At 38.9% G+C, this 24,907-nt stretch carries 24 protein-coding genes and 1 pseudogene; 2 read left to right on the top strand and 23 right to left on the bottom strand.

Annotated elements, in window-relative coordinates; genetic code table 11:
• Positions 1 to 40: 40 nt before the first annotated feature.
• From SLU01_RS07830 to SLU01_RS07770, 13 genes are all read right to left on the bottom strand, one after another.
• On the bottom strand, positions 41 to 1,735 hold the full coding sequence (locus tag SLU01_RS07830) for a GNAT family N-acetyltransferase (RefSeq protein WP_147057000.1): 1,695 nt from the start codon (positions 1,733 to 1,735) through the stop codon (positions 41 to 43).
• 294 nt (positions 1,736 to 2,029) lie between these two features.
• Positions 2,030 to 2,956 carry an NAD-dependent epimerase/dehydratase family protein gene (locus tag SLU01_RS07825; RefSeq protein WP_147056998.1) on the bottom strand — a complete coding sequence of 309 codons (927 nt, stop codon included), beginning with the start codon at positions 2,954 to 2,956 and terminating at the stop codon, positions 2,030 to 2,032.
• The gene (locus tag SLU01_RS07820; RefSeq protein WP_147056995.1) at positions 2,956 to 4,074 is read right to left on the bottom strand and encodes a glycosyltransferase family 4 protein; all 1,119 of its coding nucleotides are present in this window, start codon (positions 4,072 to 4,074) and stop codon (positions 2,956 to 2,958) included. Before SLU01_RS07820 ends, SLU01_RS07825 begins: the two co-directional genes overlap by 1 nt.
• Before the next feature lie 317 nt (positions 4,075 to 4,391).
• Positions 4,392 to 5,912, bottom strand: a complete 1,521-nt coding sequence (gene murJ / locus SLU01_RS07815) for a murein biosynthesis integral membrane protein MurJ (protein WP_147056993.1) — start codon at positions 5,910 to 5,912, stop codon at positions 4,392 to 4,394.
• A 48-nt stretch (positions 5,913 to 5,960) separates the two neighbouring features.
• Positions 5,961 to 7,319: an O-antigen ligase family protein gene (locus SLU01_RS07810; protein WP_170232634.1), complete on the bottom strand. Its 1,359-nt coding sequence runs from the start codon at positions 7,317 to 7,319 to the stop codon at positions 5,961 to 5,963.
• A complete protein-coding gene (locus tag SLU01_RS07805; protein ID WP_170232633.1) occupies positions 7,300 to 8,343 on the bottom strand; it encodes a glycosyltransferase in 1,044 nt (347 codons plus the stop codon). The genes SLU01_RS07810 and SLU01_RS07805 overlap by 20 nt, the downstream gene beginning before the upstream one ends.
• A gap of 33 nt (positions 8,344 to 8,376) precedes the next feature.
• The gene (locus tag SLU01_RS07800; protein WP_170232632.1) at positions 8,377 to 9,063 is read right to left on the bottom strand and encodes a CpsD/CapB family tyrosine-protein kinase; all 687 of its coding nucleotides are present in this window, start codon (positions 9,061 to 9,063) and stop codon (positions 8,377 to 8,379) included.
• A gap of 1 nt (position 9,064) precedes the next feature.
• Positions 9,065 to 9,778, bottom strand: a complete 714-nt coding sequence (locus SLU01_RS07795) for a YveK family protein (RefSeq protein WP_147056987.1) — start codon at positions 9,776 to 9,778, stop codon at positions 9,065 to 9,067.
• 74 nt (positions 9,779 to 9,852) lie between these two features.
• A complete protein-coding gene (locus SLU01_RS07790; protein ID WP_147056985.1) occupies positions 9,853 to 10,593 on the bottom strand; it encodes a tyrosine-protein phosphatase in 741 nt (246 codons plus the stop codon).
• A 202-nt stretch (positions 10,594 to 10,795) separates the two neighbouring features.
• The gene (locus tag SLU01_RS07785; RefSeq protein ID WP_246110924.1) at positions 10,796 to 11,452 is read right to left on the bottom strand and encodes a sugar transferase; all 657 of its coding nucleotides are present in this window, start codon (positions 11,450 to 11,452) and stop codon (positions 10,796 to 10,798) included.
• A 171-nt stretch (positions 11,453 to 11,623) separates the two neighbouring features.
• Positions 11,624 to 12,541, bottom strand: a complete 918-nt coding sequence (locus SLU01_RS07780) for an AEC family transporter (RefSeq protein WP_147057165.1) — start codon at positions 12,539 to 12,541, stop codon at positions 11,624 to 11,626.
• A gap of 163 nt (positions 12,542 to 12,704) precedes the next feature.
• Positions 12,705 to 13,682: an SMP-30/gluconolactonase/LRE family protein gene (locus SLU01_RS07775; RefSeq protein ID WP_147056983.1), complete on the bottom strand. Its 978-nt coding sequence runs from the start codon at positions 13,680 to 13,682 to the stop codon at positions 12,705 to 12,707.
• Between the two features lie 116 nt (positions 13,683 to 13,798).
• Positions 13,799 to 15,097 (bottom strand): NCS2 family permease, encoded by a 1,299-nt coding sequence (locus SLU01_RS07770; RefSeq protein WP_147056981.1) that lies wholly within the window; start codon positions 15,095 to 15,097, stop codon positions 13,799 to 13,801.
• Positions 15,098 to 15,262: 165 nt separating this feature from the next.
• Here SLU01_RS07770 and SLU01_RS07765 point away from each other — a divergent pair, with 165 nt between their 5' ends.
• Positions 15,263 to 15,793: a lysozyme inhibitor LprI family protein gene (locus tag SLU01_RS07765; protein ID WP_147056979.1), complete on the top strand. Its 531-nt coding sequence runs from the start codon at positions 15,263 to 15,265 to the stop codon at positions 15,791 to 15,793.
• A 258-nt stretch (positions 15,794 to 16,051) separates the two neighbouring features.
• Here SLU01_RS07765 and SLU01_RS07760 read toward each other — a convergent pair whose 3' ends face one another.
• From SLU01_RS07760 to SLU01_RS07725, 8 genes are all read right to left on the bottom strand, one after another.
• Positions 16,052 to 17,137, bottom strand: coding sequence for a sensor histidine kinase (locus tag SLU01_RS07760; protein WP_246110923.1), 1,086 nt, complete (start codon positions 17,135 to 17,137; stop codon positions 16,052 to 16,054).
• Entirely contained in the window at positions 17,124 to 17,810 is a 687-nt protein-coding gene (locus SLU01_RS07755; protein ID WP_147056977.1) for a response regulator transcription factor, read from the bottom strand. Before SLU01_RS07755 ends, SLU01_RS07760 begins: the two co-directional genes overlap by 14 nt.
• A 38-nt stretch (positions 17,811 to 17,848) precedes the next feature.
• A complete protein-coding gene (locus tag SLU01_RS07750) occupies positions 17,849 to 18,418 on the bottom strand; it encodes a TlpA disulfide reductase family protein (protein WP_147056975.1) in 570 nt (189 codons plus the stop codon).
• An 18-nt stretch (positions 18,419 to 18,436) separates the two neighbouring features.
• Positions 18,437 to 19,195 carry a cytochrome c biogenesis CcdA family protein gene (locus SLU01_RS07745; RefSeq protein ID WP_147056973.1) on the bottom strand — a complete coding sequence of 253 codons (759 nt, stop codon included), beginning with the start codon at positions 19,193 to 19,195 and terminating at the stop codon, positions 18,437 to 18,439.
• Positions 19,196 to 19,837 (bottom strand): hypothetical protein, encoded by a 642-nt coding sequence (locus SLU01_RS18090; RefSeq protein ID WP_174842627.1) that lies wholly within the window; start codon positions 19,835 to 19,837, stop codon positions 19,196 to 19,198.
• Between the two features lie 175 nt (positions 19,838 to 20,012).
• Positions 20,013 to 20,792, bottom strand: a complete 780-nt coding sequence (locus tag SLU01_RS07735) for a sulfite exporter TauE/SafE family protein (protein ID WP_147056971.1) — start codon at positions 20,790 to 20,792, stop codon at positions 20,013 to 20,015.
• The gene (locus SLU01_RS07730) at positions 20,783 to 20,944 is read right to left on the bottom strand and encodes a sulfurtransferase TusA family protein (RefSeq protein ID WP_174842626.1); all 162 of its coding nucleotides are present in this window, start codon (positions 20,942 to 20,944) and stop codon (positions 20,783 to 20,785) included. The genes SLU01_RS07735 and SLU01_RS07730 overlap by 10 nt, the downstream gene beginning before the upstream one ends.
• A gap of 324 nt (positions 20,945 to 21,268) precedes the next feature.
• Positions 21,269 to 21,709, bottom strand: a complete 441-nt coding sequence (locus SLU01_RS07725) for an Lrp/AsnC family transcriptional regulator (RefSeq protein WP_147056969.1) — start codon at positions 21,707 to 21,709, stop codon at positions 21,269 to 21,271.
• Between the two features lie 122 nt (positions 21,710 to 21,831).
• On the opposite strand from SLU01_RS07725, the gene SLU01_RS07720 reads away from it, so the two are divergent.
• Positions 21,832 to 22,377 (top strand): cysteine hydrolase family protein, encoded by a 546-nt coding sequence (locus SLU01_RS07720; RefSeq protein ID WP_147056967.1) that lies wholly within the window; start codon positions 21,832 to 21,834, stop codon positions 22,375 to 22,377.
• A gap of 108 nt (positions 22,378 to 22,485) precedes the next feature.
• On the opposite strand, the pseudogene SLU01_RS18235 reads toward SLU01_RS07720, so the two are convergent.
• Together SLU01_RS18235 and glmS are read right to left on the bottom strand one after the other, a co-directional pair.
• Positions 22,486 to 22,662: pseudogene (locus SLU01_RS18235) on the bottom strand (GyrI-like domain-containing protein); the annotation flags it as partial.
• Between the two features lie 91 nt (positions 22,663 to 22,753).
• Entirely contained in the window at positions 22,754 to 24,556 is a 1,803-nt protein-coding gene (gene glmS / locus SLU01_RS07710; protein WP_147056965.1) for a glutamine--fructose-6-phosphate transaminase (isomerizing), read from the bottom strand.
• Positions 24,557 to 24,907 lie beyond the last annotated feature (351 nt).

Here is a 24,907-nt window from a genome sequence, read left to right as displayed (position 1 = left end):
GTAATGTCAACCTCTTCAATAGTCCCAATTGCATTTGCAATTATATTCGCTTCCCGCCATTTATAATGGCAGATTTCTTGAAGCCAAAATAGGTTCGGTTATAAATTTCTTTATCTATGATAAAACCTTTGCTTTCTAAAGACCGCAACGTTTTTTCATTGGACTTTTCTAAGTTAATAATGACTGATTTTGCTTTGACATCTTGCTTTACTGAAGCACATATATCTAAGATATTATCGCAGTCCCACCCTTCTATATAGATAGTTCCGTTTCGTAGTTGTTCCAAATAAGAAATTCCATCGATTCGGATTACTTTTTGGTTAATCCAGCAAATTGTATCGAATGACAATTTTTCCGCGGATGAATAACCAATAAATCCGCGGTAAAGCCTTTTTCCAATTTCTTTCATAGCTTCATCTTTAAAGTCTATGTCCGAAAAAACTTTTTCTATGGTGATCGGTGTAAAGGTTTCATTCGTGACTATGAGTCCATTTGTATGAAGATCCATTTTTAATACTAGATGCTTCTTTCGTTCATAAAAGAATTTCCTTAAGCGATTTATAGTTCTTAAAACGTCCGGTTTTAACTTACCCACTGTCTTAGTTGAACGCAGATTCCTTACTAGATATTTTATTTTCCCAACTGTATTCCGCCTAAATAACACAGCTGATCGGCGTTTTTTGATACCAGAAAGCAGCCACTCTTTCCACCAGATGATATTCCTTCTCGATTTGGCTTGTATAGAATTTGAAGAAAAAACCATCCTTATTGTATAATCCAGGTCGGTATTCCATTCGAATTTATAAGGCTCATAACCAATACTCATATCCAAAATGTCGATTGAACTAGAACTCTCAACACTCTTTTTAATCTTTTCTTTCACTAGAATCCTTCCTGGGCTGAAATAGTCAAAGGCATCATCATGTCCCAATACATACCCCATATATCTTCCACGACATTTAAAGCCGTATGTAAACGCAATCAATCTATCTTCTAGATAAAGAGACTCAATTTGCACACGCATGGCTCCTGATTCATTTTCAGCTAATTGACGAAAGAATTGTCTTTTCTCTTGACTCGTAAATCCACTCGTATCATTTTTCTTTTCCCATCTTTTATTATGAAGATAAAAAATAATGTCCATTTCTTCCGGGTGACTTGTCGCGAGTCTGACTGTTCCTAATGACCGTAATCTTTTTTGCCTCCTATCAAGTCCGTGAAGTGTCTTTCTTTCTTTCATGTAGTCTTCCAGATGAATTGTTTTCAGGTCAACAAAAGGAGTCACAATTCGGTACGATCGCTTTTCAATCTTTCGCTTCTTCAAATAGGCTTCCAAACTTTTAGGGGTATTACTGCTTTCCAATAATCCGTGCAAGTTAAACAATACCCTTTTCCTTGTATGATGTAGATAGTCAAAAACTAATTCGATTGCACTGTCCAAGACAAATGAATAAGCTATAACATCCATATAGTTCGCTTGCCCTAGCGCCATAAAGTTATATTCATAAGTAAACCCTTTTTTGGTATACATAAAGGGGAAAAACGCAACAAAACGATCATTTTTTTGAACAGCAATTATTTCAATATTTTTCCCTTCGCCCAAATAATTCCACCACTCATACAACCATTCAAATTCGATAAAAGGGTTTGTATTGTTAGTACTTTCTAAAATTATTGACCAGTCGTTTCGAAAGTCCTTAAGTTGATTAATTGATGTAATTGTAACGAGATTCATAGTTTCCTCCCATTAATAATCACTTTATAAATAACGTCAAGAAAGAAACTGTTGAAGAATAGTGAACAGTTTCACGTAAGTTTCAAACCAAGACACTTTTTCTGTTTTTCATACACCAACTATTTGAGCACTCTAGTATCTTCCTAAATCCTCTATTCCAAGTTAGCCCATTTTAATTTGATGAATAGATTGAAATTCTAGCTGTATGTCAGAATTTCAGTCTCTATTTTCACCGTTTGTCCCAAATATAAATATGAACAAGTTCCATCATATCGCCGCCCTTTCATTTTATAATTAAAGCTTATGGAAAGATCTATGGACATAGTATTCGATTGTTTCATCCAGCCCTTCCGTTAAAGAATAGGCCGGTTCCCATGCAAGTTTCTGTTGTGAATATTCATTGGACAGCACACTTCTTATGAGTTCGCCTTTACGAAAAGGTTTGTAGCTAGCATGTATATCAGCATCCATTTTCTTAGCAATCAATTCATTCAAGTCTTCTATTGAAATTTCAATATTTGAGCTAATATTGAAAATACCTTGCTTGTTTAATTCGACCGCCTTTTTACATGCAGATGCAACGTCTTTCACATATATAAAATCCCGTGTTTGATGACCTCCGTAAATTGTGCAGCATTCTTTCTTTAATTGTCTTAAAATAAAAATTCCGACGACTCCCGCTTCTCCAGAAGTATTTTGTCTTGGTCCATAAACGTTTGAAAATCGGAGGATTGTATAAGTGAAGCGGTGAATCTGAGCAAAGGCTTGAATATATCGTTCTGCAGTATATTTTGATACTGCGTAAAAGGATTGAGGACTAATAGGATGTTCCTCTACAACCGGCAAATGAACCGTCTCCCCATATACTGCTGCGGAAGATGCAAAAACGAACTGGCGGACACCATACTTCACCGCATATTGTAATAGCTTCACTGTAGCTGCCGTATTTGTTTGAAAGTCAAAGTATGGATCCCTCATTGAGTGGGCGACAGATGTTTGTGCAGCGAGATGTATGATAATTGCAGGTTTCTCTATTTTAAAGACATTTTCAGCAGCAGGATCATTGATATCAACTTGGTACAAACGCACACCCTCGGGTAGATACGTCGCTGAACTGGTGGAAAAGCTGTCCATTATCACAACCTCATACTTTTCCGCTATCAATTGCTCTGCGACATGGGAACCGATAAAACCCGCTCCACCTGTAAGCAAGATTTTCATTAATTTTCTTCCTTTCTTGCAATTGTCCAATACAAAGACATAGTCTCTTCCATCATTTTGGCAAATGTGAACTGCTCTTCGAATAACTTCCTACTTTTCGTTCCCATCTGTGTTCGTAAGTCTTTATCTTTTATCAACCGTTCTATAGCACTTTTTAATCCTTCATGATCATCAGTTTCGACTAAGATTCCATTTCCAACTTTGACCGCTTCTTTTACGCCGCCTACTTCTGTCGCAATTATCGGCAAGCCAGCTCGCATCGCTTCTAGTATCGATAAAGGAAGTCCTTCATAACCGGAAATCAGAAGGAAAATATCGGACTTCTCTAAAACAGTTTCCACGTCTTTCCTCCATCCTTCAAAGAAGACTCTATGAGCAATTCCCAGTTCATTTGCATATTGTTCCGCCTTCAGCTTTTCGGTACCATCTCCGACAAAATGCATGGTCCATTCAAGATGCTTTAATTTAGAAAGGGATTCAAGGAGGTTAATTTGTTTTTTAGGGATATCGAATCGAGCAATCATTGTTAGACGAGGAACAGCATTAAATACCTTAGGATGCTTCAAAGGGTAATCATGCACACCATTCTGGATAGAAATGATTTTCCTTTCGTGGATGACTTTCCGTCGAATTGCCAACTGTTTGTCATATTCCGAGACTGCAATGACACGATCTGTGAATACGCCGGCCAGTTTTTCAATCAATCGATAAATAGCCCTTTTCGGATTCGGCATGCCTTCAGTGAAAGACCAGCCATGTGCAGTAAAGATTACGGGTATGCGTAGTGATTTGGCGGCAAGACGTCCTATAATGCCGGCTTTGGATGAATGAGTTGCAACAATATCAGGATCGATCATTTTTAAAATTTTCCTGGTTTCAAAAAACGCCCGCACGTCTGCTAATGGTCTAAGTTCCCTAACTAGTTTGTTGACATGATACGTAGGTATATGCCCAAATCCCTGATGGATATTCTCCATTGCACCTGTTATCAAGTGAACGGGGTGCCCTTGACGTTGTAAATAGCTTACAACGTCACGAACATGAATCTGGGCACCCCCTGCATGATCCATTCTCGTAATCACTTGGACAATTTTGAGTTTCGCGTCTGTAGAAGACAACCATCCACATCCTTTAGGTTAACATCACGTTTTAACATCACTATTACTCAGAAAACTCGTCCAAACTAATCCCAAATGTATTTTTCAATCGGAATGTCGTTGGCGCAAATTCGTTCTTGAATGTAAAATTATCCCGCAGTTCTTCTTTTTCTACTTTAGAATTATCAGTTGCCGCTTTCTCCTTAATTGAACATATGCATTTAGAAGTACCATCATTCTGACTTGACAGGGATTTAACCTCATTAAGATCCCCTACTAACAATAAAAAGGACTAACTGTCTTTCCTAAGGCAACGGTTTGATATGATTTCACTATTATTATTTCTTCATAGACATTCTTTGTTTTAAGTAATCCAAAATCAACTTCGTCTCTTTTACTTTCAAAAGGTTAATAAGGATGAAATATACAATACTACCTGTGCTAATAACAGCTAGCATTTTGACTAACGGATTCCATCCTGCTAGTAAAATTTCATTCATAATATATACGACAAATCCCATTGCCGATGACGCTATGAGTACTTTCACCAATGTAGTGAAGATTCCTCTAAAAGCAAATCCTCCAATCTTCTTCCGGAGACTGATCATTAGTAAAGTCGAGCAAAAGAGAGCTGAAATACTTGTAGCAAGCGCCAATCCACTAATGCCCATTAACGAAGATAATATGAAATTCAAAATTATATTTAAAGCAACAGCAAGAGCAGCGTTAATCATAGGGGTTTTCGAATCTTGAAGAGAATAAAAGGAACGATTTAAAATTTCACGAAAACCATAGCCGACCATCCCTATAGAATAGAAAAAGAGAGCATGAGCCGTCATATCAATGGCACGTTCATCAAAATGACCATGACCAAAAAGCAATCTGATAATCGGGTCAGCCAAAACCATAATGCCGATACTTGCCGGTATAACAATAATTGTTATGCTAGAAATCACATCACTAATAGACTCTTTAAAATCGTGCATTTTATTTTCGGCCGCCATATTTGAAATTAAAGGGAACATTACCGTAACGAATGAAAGAACAAAAATTCCTTGTACAAAGTCATTCAAACGGCTAGCGTATGTCAATGCAGATATCCCACCTTCCATTAATGTGGAAGCTAGAGTTTTATCTACCATTAAATTAATTTGATCTATTGATATTCCGATCATTATCGGGAAAACAATTAGGACTAACTTCTTTATATTTTCATCAGCGAAGTTAATGGTTGGTTTGTAACGATAGTTTATTTTCCTTAATGTTGGGACCAGGAACATTAATTGCACAAACGCGGCTATTAAAGTCCCAATAGCTAAAAAAATCACATTCCATTGGTAACTGATGAAAATAGCCATTATGACAATTAAATTAAACGGCAAGCCGATCAATGCAGGTATGATGAATTTTCCTTTTATTTGAAGAAGACTTGTATAAAGTTGAGTTAAACTCGTGAAATAAACACTTATCAATCCAATTTTAGTGAATTTCACTGCCATCTCTAAGGTCGCACCACCGAAACCTATGGCAAATACTTTTACTATTGATTCTGAAAAACAAATTCCGATAACAAGGAGGACAGTCGTTACAATTAAGACTAGGTTTATGAGGTTATTGGTGAAAGCAGATGCGGAATGGATACCGTAGTCATGCTCAATTCGTTTGAACATCGGGATGTATGCAGTTGATATGCCAAGAATAATAAGACTGAACAATACAGAAGTGATTGTAATCGAAATTATATATGCATCACTCGTAGAAGAAGCACCATAAAAATAGGATAGGGTTATATCACGTAGAAAACCGGTAACTTTTGAAAGAATAGCAATTACCATCAAGAGTAATGCAGTTTTTTTCATAGTTTCAATGGCTGATCCTTCTTTGTTTGATATTTTCTACCTTATAATTTAAATCCGTTCATATTCATAGATATTTTTCATTGCAAACAATAATAATAGGAAAGAACTTTCATTAGACATTGCATTAATGGACAAAAAACTGACTCCAATACAGAGAAGGGGCAACCAGCCAATTAAACTTGTACCAAAGAAAATTTTTGAAGGCTTAGTGTTTTTAAATATTGTAAGTATAAAAACAAGAAAAACAAAGAAACCTACAATTCCCCATACAACAAATAACTCCAAAAGTAAATTATGTGTTTCCAGAAGAACTCCCGACCTTATATGATAATCTTGAATGCCGATTCCGAAAATCAAATGTATATAATCTGAAGACATGAGCTCCAAGTATTGTTCTGCAATTATATTCCTGTTGCTCGTTAGTGCTGCCGGATCATCTATGAAATCGGTAAATCGGGAAAAGAGCAACCCTATTGCAGACATAATATCCTTACTGTAATAGACGATGAAAATAGAAAGATATGTAACAATAAACATAATAAATGTGATTAGTCTTTTACTTTTTCTAACTGTAAATACAACTTTCAGAACGAGTAAAAAACATAGAAATGTAACTACCAATAAAAACATTCTCGATAAACTTAAAACTCCAAATGCCATGAGAAGCAAAAACAGAAAGGGATAGACCATCCTGCCAATCTTATTTGTTTCACGACTTATAATATACAACATGCAAAACATTGCAATCATAATATACATGGAATAATAGTTGGCATCACCTGCTCCTCCATGAAATCTGATTGTTGCATTATAATTCACAAGGGATCCATACCTATCCAGAAAATCCAACACCCCATAAAACGTTGATATGAACACCCCGACGATAAAGTGCTTAACGGCTATTTGATGATTATAAGTTTCATCTATTAAAACCAAGTATAAGGAAACAAATAAAACAGCAGCACTCCAGCTAAAAAGTAGGAATATGGAATTTAAATTATAATAAACAGCATGCCCCCATTCATATGCAAGAAAAAAACCTATAACGAAAATGTAGGTCTTCTTTATTTTTATATTTCTAAAGGAAAGCGCCAGTTTAACCAACGATAAACAAATCAACATATTCAATACAGGAACGGATGAACCACCGACACTTATTTGCATAATCCCTAAATTAGGAATTAATAATAGCAACAAGGCAAAATTATAAGCCAATGAGCTATAAAGTATCCGTATAACTAAATAAGCAACCAACATATAAAGCAGAAAATTACTATGAAGTAGCTTGCCCCCTAAAATACACGCGCCAGCGACTATTACGTCTATTGAATAGAAATACGATTTATTTTCAACGTATCGATTTTCACGCAAAATAACTGAACCAATATCATTTATGGATTGCATCATGATACACCTTTTTCAATTGCTCTATATACATGTCCATACTACAAATATCCTCTGCTTTTCTTAAAGCAGCTACTGACATTTGCTGATACTTTTTTTCCGATCTTAGCAGTGTAATAATTTGATTGACGAAATCTATATTCGTTTTGCAAGTATAACCACATTCTTTATTTACAATGTTCTCAATGCCGACTAATTGTGGGACAATAATAGGTTTTCCTAGAGCCAATGCCTCAATCGCCACCATCGGCAATCCTTCCGACTTTGATGTCATCACAAGGATTTTCGACTTTTTTATAATAGGATACGGATTTCCCAAAAAACCTCTCAATACAAGGTTATTTTGCATCCCCTTTGCCCGAATGGCATTTCTGCACTCATCCTCTAGCGTACCTCCACCCATCATTATCGCTTTCACAGAAGGAAGCTCTTTTATCACTTCAGAAACTATTTTTATAAACCGCAAAGGATCTTTAACTTCCTCAAACCTTCCAACAAACGCTAAATCATACGATTCACTTGTTTGAAAAGTTGCTTTTTTTGTGATCCAACTAATATCCACAATATTTTTAATGACAATGGACTTGCCTTTAAAGAAATATGATAAAAAGTTTTTTTGCTTTATGGCAGGCGAAACTAAAACTATTTTACTCAATTTAAAGCAAGCTAAAAAGAATAGTATCGAGCGTAAATTAAGCGTCCTCAACCACGATGGATTTTGATGGATATGAGAAATAACAGGTATAGAGATGGTTGAAAATAAGCATTTTATCGTTGCTGTAAAATCATGTGCATGTATAATGTCGGGCTTCCATTCTTTTAAAACTTTTCTTATTTCTGAACTGGAGAAATTTCTTAATGGTATATAGTCAATGCCTCTGCTTGAAAGTACGTCTTTAATGTCTCCTTCTGGGGATACATATGCACAGCCGAAGGAATCGACCAAATTGCTTATTATACATATAGCTACATTTTCCGCGCCCGCCAAACTAGTTGAAGGCAGGATATGCAACACTTTTTTCTCCATATATATATCGCTCCCCATGCAATTTCCTTACTCCTACCTGATATAATAATCGTTATAATAATGATCTTTTTCCAACTTATAATTATTAAGTACTGTTCCTATAACTTTAGCGTTAGAATTTTGGAGAGTCTCTTTAACTTTCAGAAGATTTTTCTTCTCTGTTCCATCTGAGCTGACAACGACAATTGTTCCATCGCATTTTTCCGATAGAATTTGTGCATCAGCAATTGACAGTAAAGGAGGCGCATCAAAAATGATGATATCGAATTCCCTTTTCACTTCTTCAAGGAAGGAATCCATCGAGTTGGAGCTAAGAAGTTCTGCTGGATTTGATGGAATTGGTCCGCATGTTATTATCCCCAACCCCTTTATCCCTGATTCTTTTACTACATCCTTTAATACCCAATTACTAATAAGCAAATTGGTTAGCCCAGGAGAAAGAAATCGATTAAAGGTGTAATGCATTGTCGGTTTCCGTAAATCAGCATCCACCAAAAGGGTTTTCTTGCTTTCTTGTGCAAACGCGATAGCAATATTAGCCGCAACTGTTGATTTCCCTTCTCCTACAGAAGAGGAAGTAACTAGGAGTGTTTTTACACCTTCATTTTTCGTTGAAAAATTGATATTGGCACGGATAGACCTGAACTGTTCCGAATAGATGGATATATGTTCAGTCATCAGGACTCTTCCAGCAGTTTGATACTTTTTATTCTTTGACAAACTATCTCACCTCTTTTTCCCGAGCATCTCTTATCTTCTTTGCGGAAGCCGGGCTTACAAAACCAAGAATAGAAAAGCCGACTAATTCTTGTATGTCCTCTTCAGTTTTAACCGTCGTATCAAAGAACTCAATAAGAAAAGTTATTCCAACTCCAATCATTAATCCAACTACTGCAGCAATGATAATATTCAATGGGGTATTGGGAGTAATCGGCTTTATATACGATTTATTGATAGCCGGTGATAGAATTGTTACATTATCAACATTCATTAGTTCACTAATCTCTTTTTGAAATACATCAGCAGTCATATTTGCAATTTCAGCGGCCCTTTTCAGTTCCCGATCCTTCACAGTGACATTGACAACCTGCGAATTTTGTTCACTGGTTACCGATATTTTTTTTGTTAGTAAGTCTGGAGTAGTTTGTAAGTTTAGCTTCTCGATAACTTGCGACAAAATAACCGGGCTCTTAATGATCACACGATATGTGTTGATCAACTGAAGATTCGTTTGTATATCTTGGCTGTTTAATTGCTCATCTCCAGATTCTTTTTTGTTTACTAGGATTTGCGTGGAAGATTGATAATTGGGTGGTAAAAGAAAATAGCTGACTAAACCGGTCGCAGATACGACGAATAGAAATATACCAATATTGAGCAATAATCTTTTCTTAAATGCTTGGAGCAATTCGTAAAGGCTTATTTTATCTTCCATCCAAATAAATCCTCCTACAACATCGATATTTCTTGGATATATGACTTTTCCGACTGAACTACAAGCTTAGAAATTCACTTATACCCAATTGGTGGTAAAGGTTTAAATTCAGTACCGAATAATACATGTCTAGCATTATCTATAAAATAGTTTCTCTTGTTTGCAGAGAATTTTTTATCAATAAATTTATATGCAGTTCCAATTAGAAATGGCCGATGTTTACACTCATGTGCATCAGAGGCTATGAAGTGTACCAAATTATGTTTTATCAAATCAATAGAGTAATTTTTTTTTGTTCTTCCTTGCTTGCCAATCAAGCTCGAAGCAGTTATTTGAACTAACACTCCTTTTGTTACTAACTCGTAAAGCATTTCCTTCCTTCGTCTTAAAATTACATTCCTTTCCGGATGAGGGATGATCGGAATGTAGCCTTTTAACTGCAGTTGAAAAATCACATCATAAGTAAAAAGCGGAAAATGATCATCAGGCAACTCAACTAAAATATATTTCCTACTTCCAGCCAACGTTAATAGCTCCCCCATCTTATCCATGTCCAAGAAATTAGTGAGATGGATTTCTTGTCCAATAAAAACTTCAACCGGGATATCTTCTAGAGCAATTTCTTCATTCAGATTTTTTACAGCTTCTTTTATTTCCGTTACATCATTACTATATGTCGAGTTCCTATGTGGAGTCGCAATGATTTGTGTCACACCATTCGCTGCTGCATTTTTCACTAATAAAATCGCCTCACCCATGGACTTCGGCCCATCATCCAGGCCGGGCAAAATATGATTATGAATATCTACGATCATTGACGAAATATGCGACCCCTCCAATACAATATAAGATAGTACAAGCAAACGAGATTAGTATATTCACAAGCTCTATTAAAATGAACCACGATTATGTCAGAGCGAATTACGTACCTTTTTTGAGGAGGACTTTTTCGTATGATAGGGGAATGTCCTATTTCATTTTTCGCTACCCAATATGTTGGCCCGATTTTTTTTCAAACTAAAATGCCCCTTTCCCCTTCACTACGCATTTAATAGTTGCTATGATAATTTTCAAATCAAATAGAATCGACTGATTTTCAATATAGTAAAGGTCATACTCAATTTTCTTGCCATGATTAATTTCAGATCGTCCATTCACCTGAGCATAGCCCGTAATACCAGGTTTTACTTGGAGCCGTTTTGCCTGTAATGAAGTGTAATGAGTTGTGATCTCAGGAATTTCCGGTCTTGGGCCGACAATGCTCATCTCTCCGAAGAAGACATTGAACAACTGAGGCAACTCGTCCAAACTATATTTTCGCAGCACACGGCCAATTGGTGTGACGGAAGCATCAAAATCCGTTTTAAACGTAAAGCTATCCGGTACGCCTTCTTTCCATTCATATGCATGTGTAGGTCGATTATGCTTTGAACCTTTCATCGTTCGGAACTTAAAGATGGTGAACAATTGATTGTCTTTTCCCGTTCTTTTTTGCAAAAAAAAGATAGGAATTCCCGAATTCAATACAATTGACACTGATAAAATAAGGAATAAAGGAATACAACATACAATAAGAATGGAACTTGCAAGGACATCAAATATCCTTTTTCTAATTTGATACCTACTAATAACAACCGGCTCCAGTTCCACATACCGTTGACTCTCTTTTTCCACACTCCACCCCTCCGGACCTACCATTTGACTATTTTTCAAGTCATTCTATTACTCAATCGTATGCTATAAGGTGCAATTTCATTCGGATAATATAAGGAGCTCTTTCAGTCATTATTTTCCCAACAACAAAAAAGCATGAAGGGAGAAAGATCTCAATTCATGCTTAAAATTTCAGTAAAAGTAAGGATGCAACCATTGCAGCAAGCCGTATAGTAATGGAATGGTAAGAAGACAAAGCAAGGTTGTCAGCATCACGCCAAATGAGGCAAAGGAAGCGTCTCCACCGAACTTTTGTGCATAGACAGAAGTGGTCGTGGCGCTCGGCATGGCGGATGTCAACACTGCTATTACGATCAATGGGTATGGAGCATGTAGAAGAAGAAATAGTAGTAAAAATAATGGAAGGAAGATTAATCTAAAGCTAGCTGCTAGCCATATGTAACTATTTTTACTGTATTGACGGAATTGGTACCACCGTAAGTCCGCGAGCAAACTTCCGATCAGTAGCATCGATAGGGGGATGGTCATTTTGCCAACGCTTTCAAATGTAGCGACGATGGCTTGTGGCCACTTGAATGGAAGGAAGAGCATGGCTAAACCGATGAAAGTAGATAGGATGCCCGGATTAAAAACTAACATTCTCCAGTTTATGCTTTGTTCATTTTTTGTGAAAAGGTAGATGCCGTACGTCCAAATGAGAACTAAATAGCAAATGTTAAAGAGGGTCAAGTAAATGAGGCCTTGCTCCGCCATTACTATAAATATGACGGCAAACCCGATGAAGCCTTGATTCCCAAATACAATTAAACTTTCATATACATTTTTTTGATTCATCGGCAATGCTGCTTTTCTCCTCAGCCATGCAGCTATAAAAACAGATACAGCCAGGATGTAGAGAGACATCGCGACCAGCCATGCGAAGTCAATTAGCAAATCACTTGAAAATGTCGTATGAAGAGAGTATAAAATCAAAGCCGGCAAGGTGATATAGAGCATTAATTGAGTGATAACTTCGTTGGCATGAAAGTTCATTACGTTCATTTTCCTGCTAGTAAAACCTATTATTGAAATGAGATAGAGAGGTATCATTTCGAGTAAAAATGCACTTGGTGAAAGCAATAGGTTCTCTCCTTTCACTGCTGATGTAGCGTATGAATTTCATCCCCTGATGGTACCAAGGGATAGTTAATTTACACATGCCAAAAAGCCAATCAACTATGAAGATGATTGGCTTCTTACTGTAAATCCTTATTTAAGCAAACTGATAACCCAAATGCCCTTTTGCGAAACCTTTTGCTCTAAAGAGCCATGAGCCACCGCCGCCTACCGGATCATTCGAGCAAATAATGAGCTCGTTCGTTTCCGGTATGAAAGCTGGATGAGTGGAGCGCAACATATGCCCATTCTCTCTGCCTGGTAGTAAAATCTGCCCTATTGGACATCCGTTTTTATTGAACACGAGCACTCTTCCCTGTTCGTACATCGCGACGTATAGATTGTCGTCGGTGTCGATGCAACAGGAGTCTGGACCGTCGTAGCCTGAAAAGTAATAAGGTACGGAACTGCCATACGGTGCGATTGTAACGCCATCGTCCAATAATTCGATCCGATTGAGGCGATTCGCATTTGTCTCGGTAATCCATAACGATCTTTCATCCTTGCTCAAAGAGATGCCGTTCGGACTTGCCAAGTTCTTTGCAATCGGGGTTACTGAGTTGAAATCCGGGGAGACGTAATAGACGCCTCCGAGCGGATCGAAATGGTGGCCTCTGAAATCGGTAAAGTAAAAACCGCCTTTTCGATCAAACACCATATCGTCCACCGCGTACTTTTCTCTTGGAGCAATGATTTCCTCCATATTCGACCCGTCAGGTTGGATTGCGTAAACACCTCCTGATCCGATCGAGCTATTTAAATCTCCAAGCACACAAAGGAACAGTCTTCCATCTTTATGAATTTTAATGGCAGCAGGATTCATAGTATTTTCGCCAAACACCGTTTCGATGGTCTTTTCTGGCAAGCTTACTTTGAATACACGCCCGCCGAACACTTCCAACAAATAGAGATTGCCTTCACGGTCAAAACATAATCCTTCAAGCTGCAATGCCTCCTTGGAGATTTCCAACCAAGGTTCAGCTGTCACCGTTTGTAGCTGATTTTCATCAGCGGATAACGGAAATGCAGCCGAATTCCTGCTATATTGCAATGAAATCGTATTTTTTTCGTCCATACAAAAACTCCTTTCCTGATGATATATCTTAGTTTTACGGTTTTATAAAGAAAAATGCAATTTAAAAGGAGCCAATCGGACTGACATGATTGGCTCCCCGTACTATTAGATATCGATCAATGCGGCAGAAACGCCAATTGATAAAAGAATAGAACCGCGAATACATACACAAGAGGATGGACCACTCGCCATTTCCCCGTGACGACCTTCAAGATCGGATAAGAAATGAATCCCAGCGCAATCCCTGTAGCGATGCTTGACGTGAGCGGCATGCTTAGGATGATTAAGAATGCTGGAAACGCTTCGTCAATTTCATCCCATTTGATTTTCGCAATAGCTCCCATCATTAAACTGCCGACAATGATTAAAGCAGGGGCGGTTATCGAAGACAGACCAGAGACCGCACTAACAAGCGGTCCGAAGAACGCCGCAACGATAAATAAAATAGCAACCGTTACTGTAGTAAGTCCTGTTCGCCCTCCTGCTGCGACACCTGCGGATGATTCGATATATGCGCTTGTTGGTGTCGTTCCAAACATAGAGCCTGCTGTAGCTGCAACAGAGTCTGCGAGTAGAGCTTGACGTGCCCGAGGCATTTTATTATCTTTCATTAGCCCCGCTTGCTGCGCAACGCCGATCATTGTGCCTGTCGTATCGAAGATTGTCACCATAAGAAATGAAAAGACGACCGGGAACAGCATATGTTGCCACACATCCGTGAAAGCGGTAAATGGATTGGAAATAATAAGGCCATCCGGCAACGACGGCATTTGAACGAAACCTTGGTCAAATGATAGATGTCCTGTGAAAAAGGCAACAACTGCCGTAATAATCATCCCAAGGAACAATGCCCCATGCACTCTCAACGCCATTAGAATGAGCGTAACAGTAAGTCCAAGCAAGGCAAAAAGCACAGTTGGCGAGTGAAGGTCCCCGAGTGCAACAAGATTAGATGGATGGGAGACAATCATGCCGGCTTGTCTCATTCCGATAAAGGCGATGAACAAACCAATCCCCGCTGTAATCCCATGCTTCAAGTTTTCAGGTATGGCTTCAATTAATACTTTCCGGAAAGAGGTCAACGATAATACAACAAAAATGATACCTGCAACGAAAACAGCCGAGAATGCCGTCTCATACGTAATGCCGTTTGTGCCAACGACAGAATAAGCGAAATATGCATTCATGCCCATACCCGGTGCAATTGCGATCGGATAATTAGCTGCAAGCGCCATCCAAAGTGTCCCGATCACCGTAGCAATTATAGTAGCTGTAAACACTTGATCAAACGGCACACCTGCATCTTTTAAAATAATTGGATTCACAATCACGATATAGACCATCGTGAAAAAGGTCGTAAAGCCTGCAAGAACTTCCGTTTTTACAGTCGTATGATTTTCTTTCAGTTTAAACACAGAGAAACTCCTCCAAAACACGAACATTTTTTTATCCCTTACATATATTATTCGTTTTTAGATGAAATGACAAGTGTTTTCTATTTCATCTACACTTACACATGAAAATTTCTGTTATTGTATAAGAAAAGGTAGATAAACCCATCGGATGAAAGGCGGTGCACAATGAAAAATCATCGGAAGTTATTAGTAGGCATGTTGGCAATCATTTTGGTTATTGTAGGTGCTTGTGGAAACACATCTGACGAGACACAAAATAACGATTCCCTTACTCCATCCACAGGCAACGATGATGCAGGCAATCATATTGACCCAATAACTAATACAACAGCGGGCTTTAAAAAAGAATATCATAAGAAACTCGCTGATACGAACAAAGAAGTGAATGAAATAAGAAAAAAGTATGCAGATGACTCTTCTACATACGCTATGAAAAAAGTGGAAGGTGACCGATATGATCTGTGGGATGAGTTATTAAATGAGATTTACGGAGTCCTCAAGGAGCAACTTTCTACAGAAGAAATGGACCAATTGCGAGATGAACAACGGAGTTGGATTAAACAAAGGGATAACGCTGCAAAAGAGGCATCGCTAAAATTCGAAGGTGGCACTGCAGAACAATTAGAATACATAGTTGTGCTGGCAAATCTTACAGAAGAGAGATGCTATGAACTAGTTGAAACGTATATGGACTGATTTTCTCGATTCCAATATGACTGCCGCAGAATTTCTGAACTCTTTTGACGCCCCCAATGTCCGTTCTTTCACTCAAATTCCTCCAAAGGTTGAATACAGCCGATCATTCAAGAAATGTGCCAATTGGGCGAGCATAACAACGAAAAATAACGACAAAAAAGGTATAACTCCTGAGCGTTGGGAATTATACCTTTTATTTATTGTATGGACACATGCATTTGATTACATAACAAAGAGGTTTACGTGAAAATGTATTTTTCACCTCGGTAAGACTATCCAAAAAGCATTGCTAGCACTCTTTGGGCTAACTCCGATTTCACCTTGATGATAGCGTTCGATAATTTCCCTTGAAATTGCAAGTCCTAATCCTGAACCACCAGTCATACGGTTTCGAGAGGAATCAAGTCGGTAAAACCGTCTAAACACCTTTTCCTTTTCATTTTCCGGTATCGGTTGACTTGGCCCCGAAATAGATATGTGATAAGCCTTTTCTTGCTTCGCCCCCACCAATAAAATTGGTCCTTCGCCCTCATAATAATTAATAGCATTTCCCAATAAATTACTAATCACTTGTTGGATGCCCACAATATGAAGTTCTACTTTGCAAGATTCAATCTCTAATCGTATAGGTATGCTCTTTTCTTCTAACGTTCTTGCAAACATCGCAACACATTGGCGCAGTACGGGCTCAATCTCATGGGTCTCTTTTACAACAATTGTTTGGTTCGATAGGTGATCCCATTCTTTTAATTGCTCAAGTTGTTCGAGCATTCGAGACAATCGTTTTGATTCTTGATACAGGGATGCAAAAAGTGCTTGATCTCCAATTATATCTCCATCTTTCAGCCCTTGCAGATACCCATTTAAATTCGATAATGGCGTTCTTATTTCATGTGATACGTCTGTAACGAGCCTGTTCCTCTGCTGTTCATTCATTTGCAGCTGTACAACCAGCTCATTATATTGGTGAGCCAATTGACCGATTTCATCACTTTTATGAACTTTCACTAAATCAGGATATTGCCCCCGTTTCAGTTCTTTCGTAGCTTCGATCAAACTCTGGATTGGTTGGATGAAGCGTTTAATTAAATAAAAATGAAATACACTCCCAACAAAAACCGCAATTAGGATTAAGATCCATAAGTAACTGCGAAGTGTCCGATTAAATCGTTGCTGCAAAAGCGTATCAAATCCCCCTACTTCTCCTGCAAGAAAGCAAGCGGAGCTATATACAGCCCATCCACTTATAACAGTTACCATCATGATGACTAAAATATTTATGAAACTTAACCGCCAAAGAAATCCTGTTGGTGTAAGGCGGGAAAGAAGGTTAAGGATTCGCAACGAACTTATACCCCATTCCCCTGACCGTTTGAACGCGAATTGGTTTTGACGGATGCTCCTCAATTTTCTCACGAAGTTTTTTTATATGTGCATCGATCGTACGATCCAACACACTGCTCTCCATATTGGGATGAATTTTTCTAATAAGCTGTTCACGTGATAGTACAATATTGGGATTCTGCATGAAGTAATGTAATAGATTAAACTCATACTTTGTAAGCATGATATCTTCACCATTAAGTAAAACTTCTCTTTTTCTCGGCATGATACATAACCCATCATGAACAATTCTTTGACAAAATTGTCCAGTACGTCTAAGGACAGCTTCGACTTGTGCGATAAGTTCATTCGGGTCAAAAGGCTTTGTCATATAAGCGTCCGCACCTAGATTCAACCCAGAAATCCGATCTTCAATTCGCACTTTCGCTGACAGCATAATGACCGAAACCTCATTATGCTTTTGCTCACGAATCCACGTGTAAAACTCTTCACCGCTGACCTTTGGAAGCATGAGGTCCAATAGGATTAGACAAGGTCGACGTTCTAAGAAAACCGATTTTGCTTCTTCTCCATCACTTGCTTCCACAGCGTCATATCCATTTTTCTTTAAATAAATAAGGATAAGATTACGAATCATTTGATCATCTTCAACAACCATTATCGTTTTTTTCATCTAGATCACCTCAATTCTTCGTTTCCACGGCCGTAAACCTACTCCATCATTTCAAACTGCTGCACCATAAAATCATAATTCATCGCACCCAACATGACGAATTGAATGCGCCCGTTCGAGTCAATCATATACGTAGTGGGATATGCCATAACTTGATATTCCTCTGAAACAGCAGATTCCTCATCCAGAGGGATTGTCAATGTCAACTCCAAGTCGTCAACGAACCGCTGAACATTTTTCGGATCTGATTCTGTTTCAGATAAATTGACAGCCAATATTTGCACATCCTTCTTTTCCTGAAACTTTTGCATATCAGGCATTTCAGCGCGGCATGGCGGACACCAAGTTGCCCAGAAGTTCAGCATGACTCGTTGTCCTCTGTAATCTGACAACTTGATTGTTTCACCATCCAAAGTCTTGAGTTCAAAATCTGGGGCTACTTGTCCTTTACGAATCCCTATTTCATTTGATTCAACCACTTTTTCTCCGATATTACCATCTTCATATTCCGAGAATTTTGTATTACCCTTATCAGATGAAAGGACAAACTCATACACTGTCCAACCCAGCATCCCTACGACAATCAAAATAAATATCGTCTTTTTCAATTAACTCCCCCCCATTTTTCATCCCAATTTTTCGAACCATGTATCCTGCACTAATTTAAGTAGAAACTCGGTGATACGTGGCATTTGACCCGTAAACAAGATTAAGCCCATAAGGATCATAATAACGGCACCCGTTTTCATGATTACTTGACTATGACGTACAATCCATTTGGTCGAACCGAGGAAAAATGTCAGGATAAGAAACGGCAAGGAAAAACCAATAACATACATTACCGTATACAAGATTCCTTGCCCCGGATTACTTGCTGCCAAAAATAATATGGAACCGAAGATCGGCCCAATGCAAGGTGTCCATCCAGCGGCAAATCCCATACCTACAAAAAAAGTACCTAAATAGCCAACAGGTCTTTTAGTGGATTGGAAACGCTTTTCTTTCATTAACAATGTGATATTGATCCACCCCCCAACAAAAAGCCCCATGAAGATGATAAATATTCCGGCTAAACGCTGAATCAGTAATCCTGAATTTCCTATTAATAAGCTTTGAATCCATTGACCTAAAAATGAAGCACCGATTCCCAACCCAATAAAGACTAGTGAAATTCCCAACAAAAAAAACACAGAATGGCTTAATAATTTACTACGTATTTTACCATTATGATTTCCCTGCAGTTCTTTCACACTGATGCCCGTGATGTACGATAAATAGGCCGGGAAAATAGGCAATACACAAGGCGATAAAAAAGATAGAGCTCCTGCTCCTGCCGCTAAAAACATTCCCACGACTAACATCGTATCTGTCTCAATTCCTCCCATTTACAACACCGTCCTCCATTTTTTTATCATTAACATTGTTAAAGAAGTGATGAACATAAGGCTTAAAAACCACGGAGAGATTGTATATCCGAACACCATCGTAAACGGCATACTGAAAGCCAATCCCAATGTCCCTAACATCCAGCCAACTATCATGATTACATTTAATCTGTCGGTTGCTATACGGTCACGCAAGACGACGATCATGATAATAAGCAAAGCAAGTAAACCCATATATCTTATCGAATATGTATTGTTGTTCCATACTATTTGAATAAATTCATAAACAAACGACGCCATTAAAAGGATAGAGAGCAAAGCTTGAAAAAATGGTGTGCTATCAATTTTTTGTCGTTTGAACTTCAACGAAATGGTTATCCCACTCGCTAAAACAGCTACGTAAAATGCAGATGAATTACTTGGGTAGGCTACTATCGACAGCGGGTCTTTTAAAAAAACTGAAAGGTTTAAAATGATTTTTCCAATCCACATATAAATAACAAAATTCATCAGTTGCCCTAAAACCTCTTCCATACTGCCCTTCTTTTTTTCCCTAGTTAAATCATTTAGGAAGTAGTAAAAAAGAAATCCCATACTCAAGCTTAAAATGATAATACCAACGGACACTTGTGCAGTAGACATTGCCAATGTTACCTCCTATCCAAAAAACCGCTCAATGTTCATAGTAATCAAGGTTTATGAAAATTTGATGAAAATGGCTAATCTACATAGTTGCATCAAAAAAGACGACCCAAATTAGGATTTGGAGTCGTTTTTTAATTCGCTGTATTAATTTTCAATGACTTTTTGTTTTCAACTACAGTAAAATATCGAACCAAATTTTCACTGCAGTGCCTGCAATCAGAAGTGCTAAAATTATTTGTAAAACTCTTATATTCATATTCTTACTAGCTTTGGCTCCAAGCGGCGCTGCTAGCAGGCTTGCCACAATCATAATAAGCGCTGGCCAATAATCCACTTGACCGGTAACGAGTTTACCTACACTCCCCCCGATGGAAGAAATAAACGTAACGGCTAGACTTGTTGCAATCGTCATTCGTGTTGGTATGTGCAGGACGGTTAACATTATCGGTACGAGTAGAAATCCCCCTGCGGCACCGACGATACCAGATGCCATTCCTACAATTAAAGCTAAGATTGCTGCCAGTGGCTTATTAAATGTCACTTCATTCAGCGGCATATCGTCTACTGGCTTTTTAGGTATAAACATCATCACAGCTGCAATGACGGCAAGAATGCCATACACGACGTTTACCGTTTGTTCTGATAAGTAGCTGGACCCAAAACTACCTATTAAGCTACCAATTAAGATCGCTCCACCCATATAAACGATGAGTTGTTTGTTTAGATATCCACCTTTTCGGTATGCCCATACTCCGGCAACTGAAGCAAACAGCACTTGTACCGCGCTTATACCTGAAACCTCATGGGCTGTAAAGGTTACAAGACCAAATAAAGGAGGAATATATAACAGCATTGGATATTTAATAATTGAACCGCCGACACCTAGCATCCCTGATAAAAATGAACCGATAAATCCAATCGCAAATACGACAACGATAAATGTTATATCCATGGATCACCACTTCCTTCCGTCGTACCTAAATACTGATGCCCTACTCTGCTTCCCCATGCCGCTAAATCAGCCATTGAGCCTTTATCGGCCGCTTGAACTTCCAATAATTGGCCATCTTCAAGATTGATAATTGCATCGGATATGCTAAGCATTTTGCAACTAACTGCTTATTTGTTTCAGTCATTTGATTACCCCCTTTATAGCCATATCGTCACTATATATACGGGTGCGGGTATAATAAGATGCAAATAAAATAGTCGTTGTTTTACTAACGACCGTTCACTTGATGATCTATTGGATTTTCATCAACTACTTTCATATCTCACAAATTATATTATACCCCCGTAGGTACTATGTCAAGCCAATGATTTAAGCGGAGCCAATTCAAAGTGTTTGTCAGATCACGGTGAAACATACTCACTTTAACAGCAATAACAGACAGAAAAATTCCATTTCTGTCTGTTTTTCACATCTTATTATTTAGCCGTTAATGGATTTTCTTGTTTAATCTTCTGTATCGATAAATGCACAGTATAGTTCCCATACTCAAGAATTTCGTCCAGAAACAGATTCAATTGTTCTTGCGATTCCACTTTTATTTTCAAATGATAACAACCTTCCCCCGATACTCGATGGACTTCTATTACCTCTTTGCGAGCATTCATTAATTGTTTAAATGATTCGTGGTTTGTTGTTTTCATATAAATGATGATAAAAGCTGTATAAGGAATGCCTAATTTTGTTTCATCAACGAGTAGGGAATAGGCTTTAATGATCCCGCTGTCCTCAAGTTTTTTTATGCGATTCCCTACCGCCTGGCCTGTCATATGAATTTGTTCGCCTAAGTCTTTCCATTGTATACGTGAGTTTTCGGACAACAACCGGAGTATTTGAAAATCAATAGTATCAAGTTCCATAAGTAACTCCTTTCACCGTGAAATTGTTTTGGCTAAAAGCGTTTCGTCAAGTTATCGATAACATACCATATGCGGTATATGATTGGATTGTAGCAAAAATACGTTAAACGAGGTGGAGAATTATGAGCACAGCTCTAATTATTGTTGATATTCAAAATGACTATTTCCAACACGGAAGAATGGAATTGGTTAACCCAGATAAAGCGGCTGCTAATGCTGCTAAAGTGCTTGAGTATTTTAGAAAGAATAACAAAGAAAACATTTTTCACGTTCAGCATATCGCAGCTGATCCGTCACTAGGATTTTTCCTACCGGATACAGAAGGTGCTGAAATCCATAAAACGGTTCAACCTATGGAAGACGAAACCATCGTCGTGAAAAACTTCCCGAATAGCTACCTAAAGACTGATTTGGAAAGCAAATTAAGAGAAAACGGTGTAACGAAAGTTGTTGTTATCGGCATGATGACTCATATGTGTATCGATGCGACAGTCAGAGCTTCTGTAGACCTTGGCTTTGAAACGGTACTTATTGAAGACGCTTGTGCCACACGCGATATGTCTTATGATGGAAAAACAGTTCCAGCTGAACAAGTTCATACTGCATTTGTTAGCGCACTTGGTAGTATGTACTGTGAAGTCACTTCGACTGAAAACTTCCTTAAATAAGAAGCTCAACCCAAGAATTTTAAAAGGCTGTCCAGACCGATTCTGGACAGCCTTTTCATTATACGTTATTTGATTGTTCGATATAGCTCAAGAAGCTCTTTTAAACTTTTATTCTCTTTTCAAAACCGGAAACCAAATTTCACTTGTCACAGAAGGTGAAGTTAGATCTTGAGATTTAATCGACAAGATTTCGGGTCCTTCTGCTACTTAATTCGAAGATGGAAACCATTCAGAATAAATCCTTCCCCAAGTTTCCTGTAATGTACTAAGGAAAGGCCCGGTTGAATTTCCCCCAAAAAACCCCTTTAGATCAGCATATCTAAAAGGGGTAAAACGCTATAACTTTATTTCAAATCTGATCAACTAAAACCCAGTCTCACTCCACCGTAACGCTCTTCGCCAAATTCCGAGGCTTATCTACGTCGCATCCACGATGAAGCGATGCATAATACGCAATTAGCTGTAGCGGAACAACTGAAACGATTGGTGTCAGTAACTCATGGACAGGCGGCAAGACAAAACGGTCGCCTTCTTCTTCGGTACCTTCCATGGAAATAATGCATGGATGCGCGCCACGAGCGACAACCTCTTTGACATTGCCTCGGATATTGAGGCTGACGGACTTTTGAGTCGCTATGGCGAAAACTGGCGTGCCTTCTTCAATAAGAGCGATTGTTCCATGCTTCAGTTCTCCGCCGGCAAAGCCTTCTGCCTGGATGTATGAGATTTCTTTTAGTTTGAGTGCACCTTCCAGGCTGACGTAGAAATCTAAGTTCCGGCCTAGGAAAAAGGCGTTGCGTGTTGTTTCAAGGTACTCCTTCGCAATCTGTTCCATCTCATCCTTCGAGTCGATAAGGGTTTGGATGGCGTTGGCGACGATGGAGAGTTCCTGTCTCAAATCAAAATCAACTTCCTTGTTCAATTGTATTGCGACAACGTACGCAGTGATGGCGAGCACGGCAACCTGAGCGGTGTACGCTTTCGTCGATGCAACTGCGATTTCTGGACCTGCGTGAAGAAGCAATGTATGGTCTGCTTCCCGTGACAACGTAGAGCCTGGAACGTTTGTCATTGTGATTGTCGGGTAGCCGAGCGATTTGATTTTCACGAGCACTTGACGGCTGTCTGCTGTTTCCCCTGATTGGGTGATGAATAAAAACAACGGATTCCTCGAAAGCAATGGCATGTTGTAGCCAAATTCGCTTGAAATATGCACTTCCACTGGGATGCCTGCGAGCTTTTCGAAGTATTGCTTGCCGATCAAGCCAGCATGGTAGCTTGTACCAGCCGCAATGATATAAAGTCGATCAGCATCTTTCATTGCTTGGATAATGGCTGCGTCGATAGCAAGTGCCTCTTGATCATTTGTGTAAGCCGTTAAAATCTTGCGCATTGCGCCTGGCTGCTCATCGATTTCTTTGAGCATATAATGCGAGTATGTTCCTTTTTCAATATCGCTCATGTCGAGTTTCGCCGTATATGGCGCCCGCTTGATTTCCGTTCCGTCGAGCGTCATGATGCGGATCGCTTCTTTTGTGACGAGGACGACTTCTTCATCATAGAGCTCGATGAACTGGTCTGTCAGTTGCAGCATAGCCATCGCATCTGACGCAACGACGTTAAAGCCTTCTCCGACGCCGACGAGCAACGGACTGCGATTTTTAGCGACATAGATTGTTCCTTGATCCCCCGTATCCAGCATGGCAATAGCGTAAGAACCGTGCAATAACGATAACGTATGACGAAAAGCCTCTACGGTTGTCATGCCATTTATTACGAACACTTCAAGCAATTGTACAATTACTTCAGTATCGGTTTCCGAATTCATGTTCACGCCTTGCAAGTATTGCTTTTGCAATTGTACATAGTTTTCAATGACACCGTTATGCACAAGCGTAAAGCGTCCGGATTCGCTTTGGTGCGGATGGGAATTCTTCCGATCTGGAATCCCATGTGTCGCCCATCTCGTATGGCCGATCCCTGTTTTGGACTCGATGGATGGATCAACTGCATTTCGTAAATCTGCGATTCGTCCTTTTTCTTTAATGACTTCCACACCGCTCTTTGTCAGAAGTCCAAGTCCCGCTGAATCGTATCCTCGATATTCAAGTTTTTCGAGCCCTTTCAGTAGGATCTCTTTCGTATCCTGCTCTCCAATATAACCGACAATTCCACACATACTAGTTTCCTCCTCATGAAGAAATGACAAAACCCACCTCGGGATTCCCGAAGTGTTTGCCTTTTACTTGTTAGAATAGCCTTTTTACCTTGTTGTCCATCCGATTGCTCGCATGTTTTGTAGGCAAAAGTTACAATCGGGCATTTCGATCGGGAGGCATCCGCCGAATGTTTCGATACTCCTCCACCTCGTCTGCTGGGAATGTGGGGCGTCCGATTTTCTCAGCACTGGCGCTTTCATTGGTTTCCGATTTTCCGTATAATTCCCCTCCTTGACACGGGTCGGTTGACAACCGATTCGTTAATCATACAAAACTCGCTATTTTTTTGTCAATCCGTAGTTTTATGATTA

The sequence above is a fragment of the Sporosarcina luteola genome (assembly GCF_007991495.1).
Classification (GTDB): Bacteria; Bacillota; Bacilli; order Bacillales_A; family Planococcaceae; genus Sporosarcina; species Sporosarcina luteola.
This window is presented reverse-complemented; position numbering and strand designations above follow the sequence as displayed.

Coding starts and splice junctions, on each gene's coding strand:
- SLU01_RS07810 (WP_170232634.1), bottom strand. CDS start 7,319: ATGATGCAATCCATAAATGATATTGGTTCAGTTATTTTGCGTGAAAAT.
- SLU01_RS07755 (WP_147056977.1), bottom strand. CDS start 17,810: ATGAAAAAAACGATAATGGTTGTTGAAGATGATCAAATGATTCGTAAT.
- SLU01_RS18090 (WP_174842627.1), bottom strand. CDS start 19,837: ATGTCTACTGCACAAGTGTCCGTTGGTATTATCATTTTAAGCTTGAGT.
- SLU01_RS07735 (WP_147056971.1), bottom strand. CDS start 20,792: ATGGATATAACATTTATCGTTGTCGTATTTGCGATTGGATTTATCGGT.
- SLU01_RS07725 (WP_147056969.1), bottom strand. CDS start 21,709: ATGGAACTTGATACTATTGATTTTCAAATACTCCGGTTGTTGTCCGAA.
- SLU01_RS07825 (WP_147056998.1), bottom strand. CDS start 2,956: ATGAAAATCTTGCTTACAGGTGGAGCGGGTTTTATCGGTTCCCATGTC.
- SLU01_RS07790 (WP_147056985.1), bottom strand. CDS start 10,593: ATGATCGTAGATATTCATAATCATATTTTGCCCGGCCTGGATGATGGG.
- SLU01_RS07795 (WP_147056987.1), bottom strand. CDS start 9,778: ATGGAAGATAAAATAAGCCTTTACGAATTGCTCCAAGCATTTAAGAAA.
- SLU01_RS07805 (WP_170232633.1), bottom strand. CDS start 8,343: ATGGAGAAAAAAGTGTTGCATATCCTGCCTTCAACTAGTTTGGCGGGC.
- SLU01_RS07730 (WP_174842626.1), bottom strand. CDS start 20,944: ATGCTTAGCATATCCGATGCAATTATCAATCTTGAAGATGGCCAATTA.
- murJ (WP_147056993.1), bottom strand. CDS start 5,912: ATGAAAAAAACTGCATTACTCTTGATGGTAATTGCTATTCTTTCAAAA.
- SLU01_RS07830 (WP_147057000.1), bottom strand. CDS start 1,735: ATGAATCTCGTTACAATTACATCAATTAATCAACTTAAGGACTTTCGA.
- SLU01_RS07745 (WP_147056973.1), bottom strand. CDS start 19,195: ATGGGAGGAATTGAGACAGATACGATGTTAGTCGTGGGAATGTTTTTA.
- SLU01_RS07780 (WP_147057165.1), bottom strand. CDS start 12,541: ATGATACCTCTCTATCTCATTTCAATAATAGGTTTTACTAGCAGGAAA.
- glmS (WP_147056965.1), bottom strand. CDS start 24,556: ATGTGTGGAATTGTCGGTTATATTGGAGAGCAGGATACGAAAGAGATC.
- SLU01_RS07720 (WP_147056967.1), top strand. CDS start 21,832: ATGAGCACAGCTCTAATTATTGTTGATATTCAAAATGACTATTTCCAA.
- SLU01_RS07765 (WP_147056979.1), top strand. CDS start 15,263: ATGAAAAATCATCGGAAGTTATTAGTAGGCATGTTGGCAATCATTTTG.
- SLU01_RS07775 (WP_147056983.1), bottom strand. CDS start 13,682: ATGGACGAAAAAAATACGATTTCATTGCAATATAGCAGGAATTCGGCT.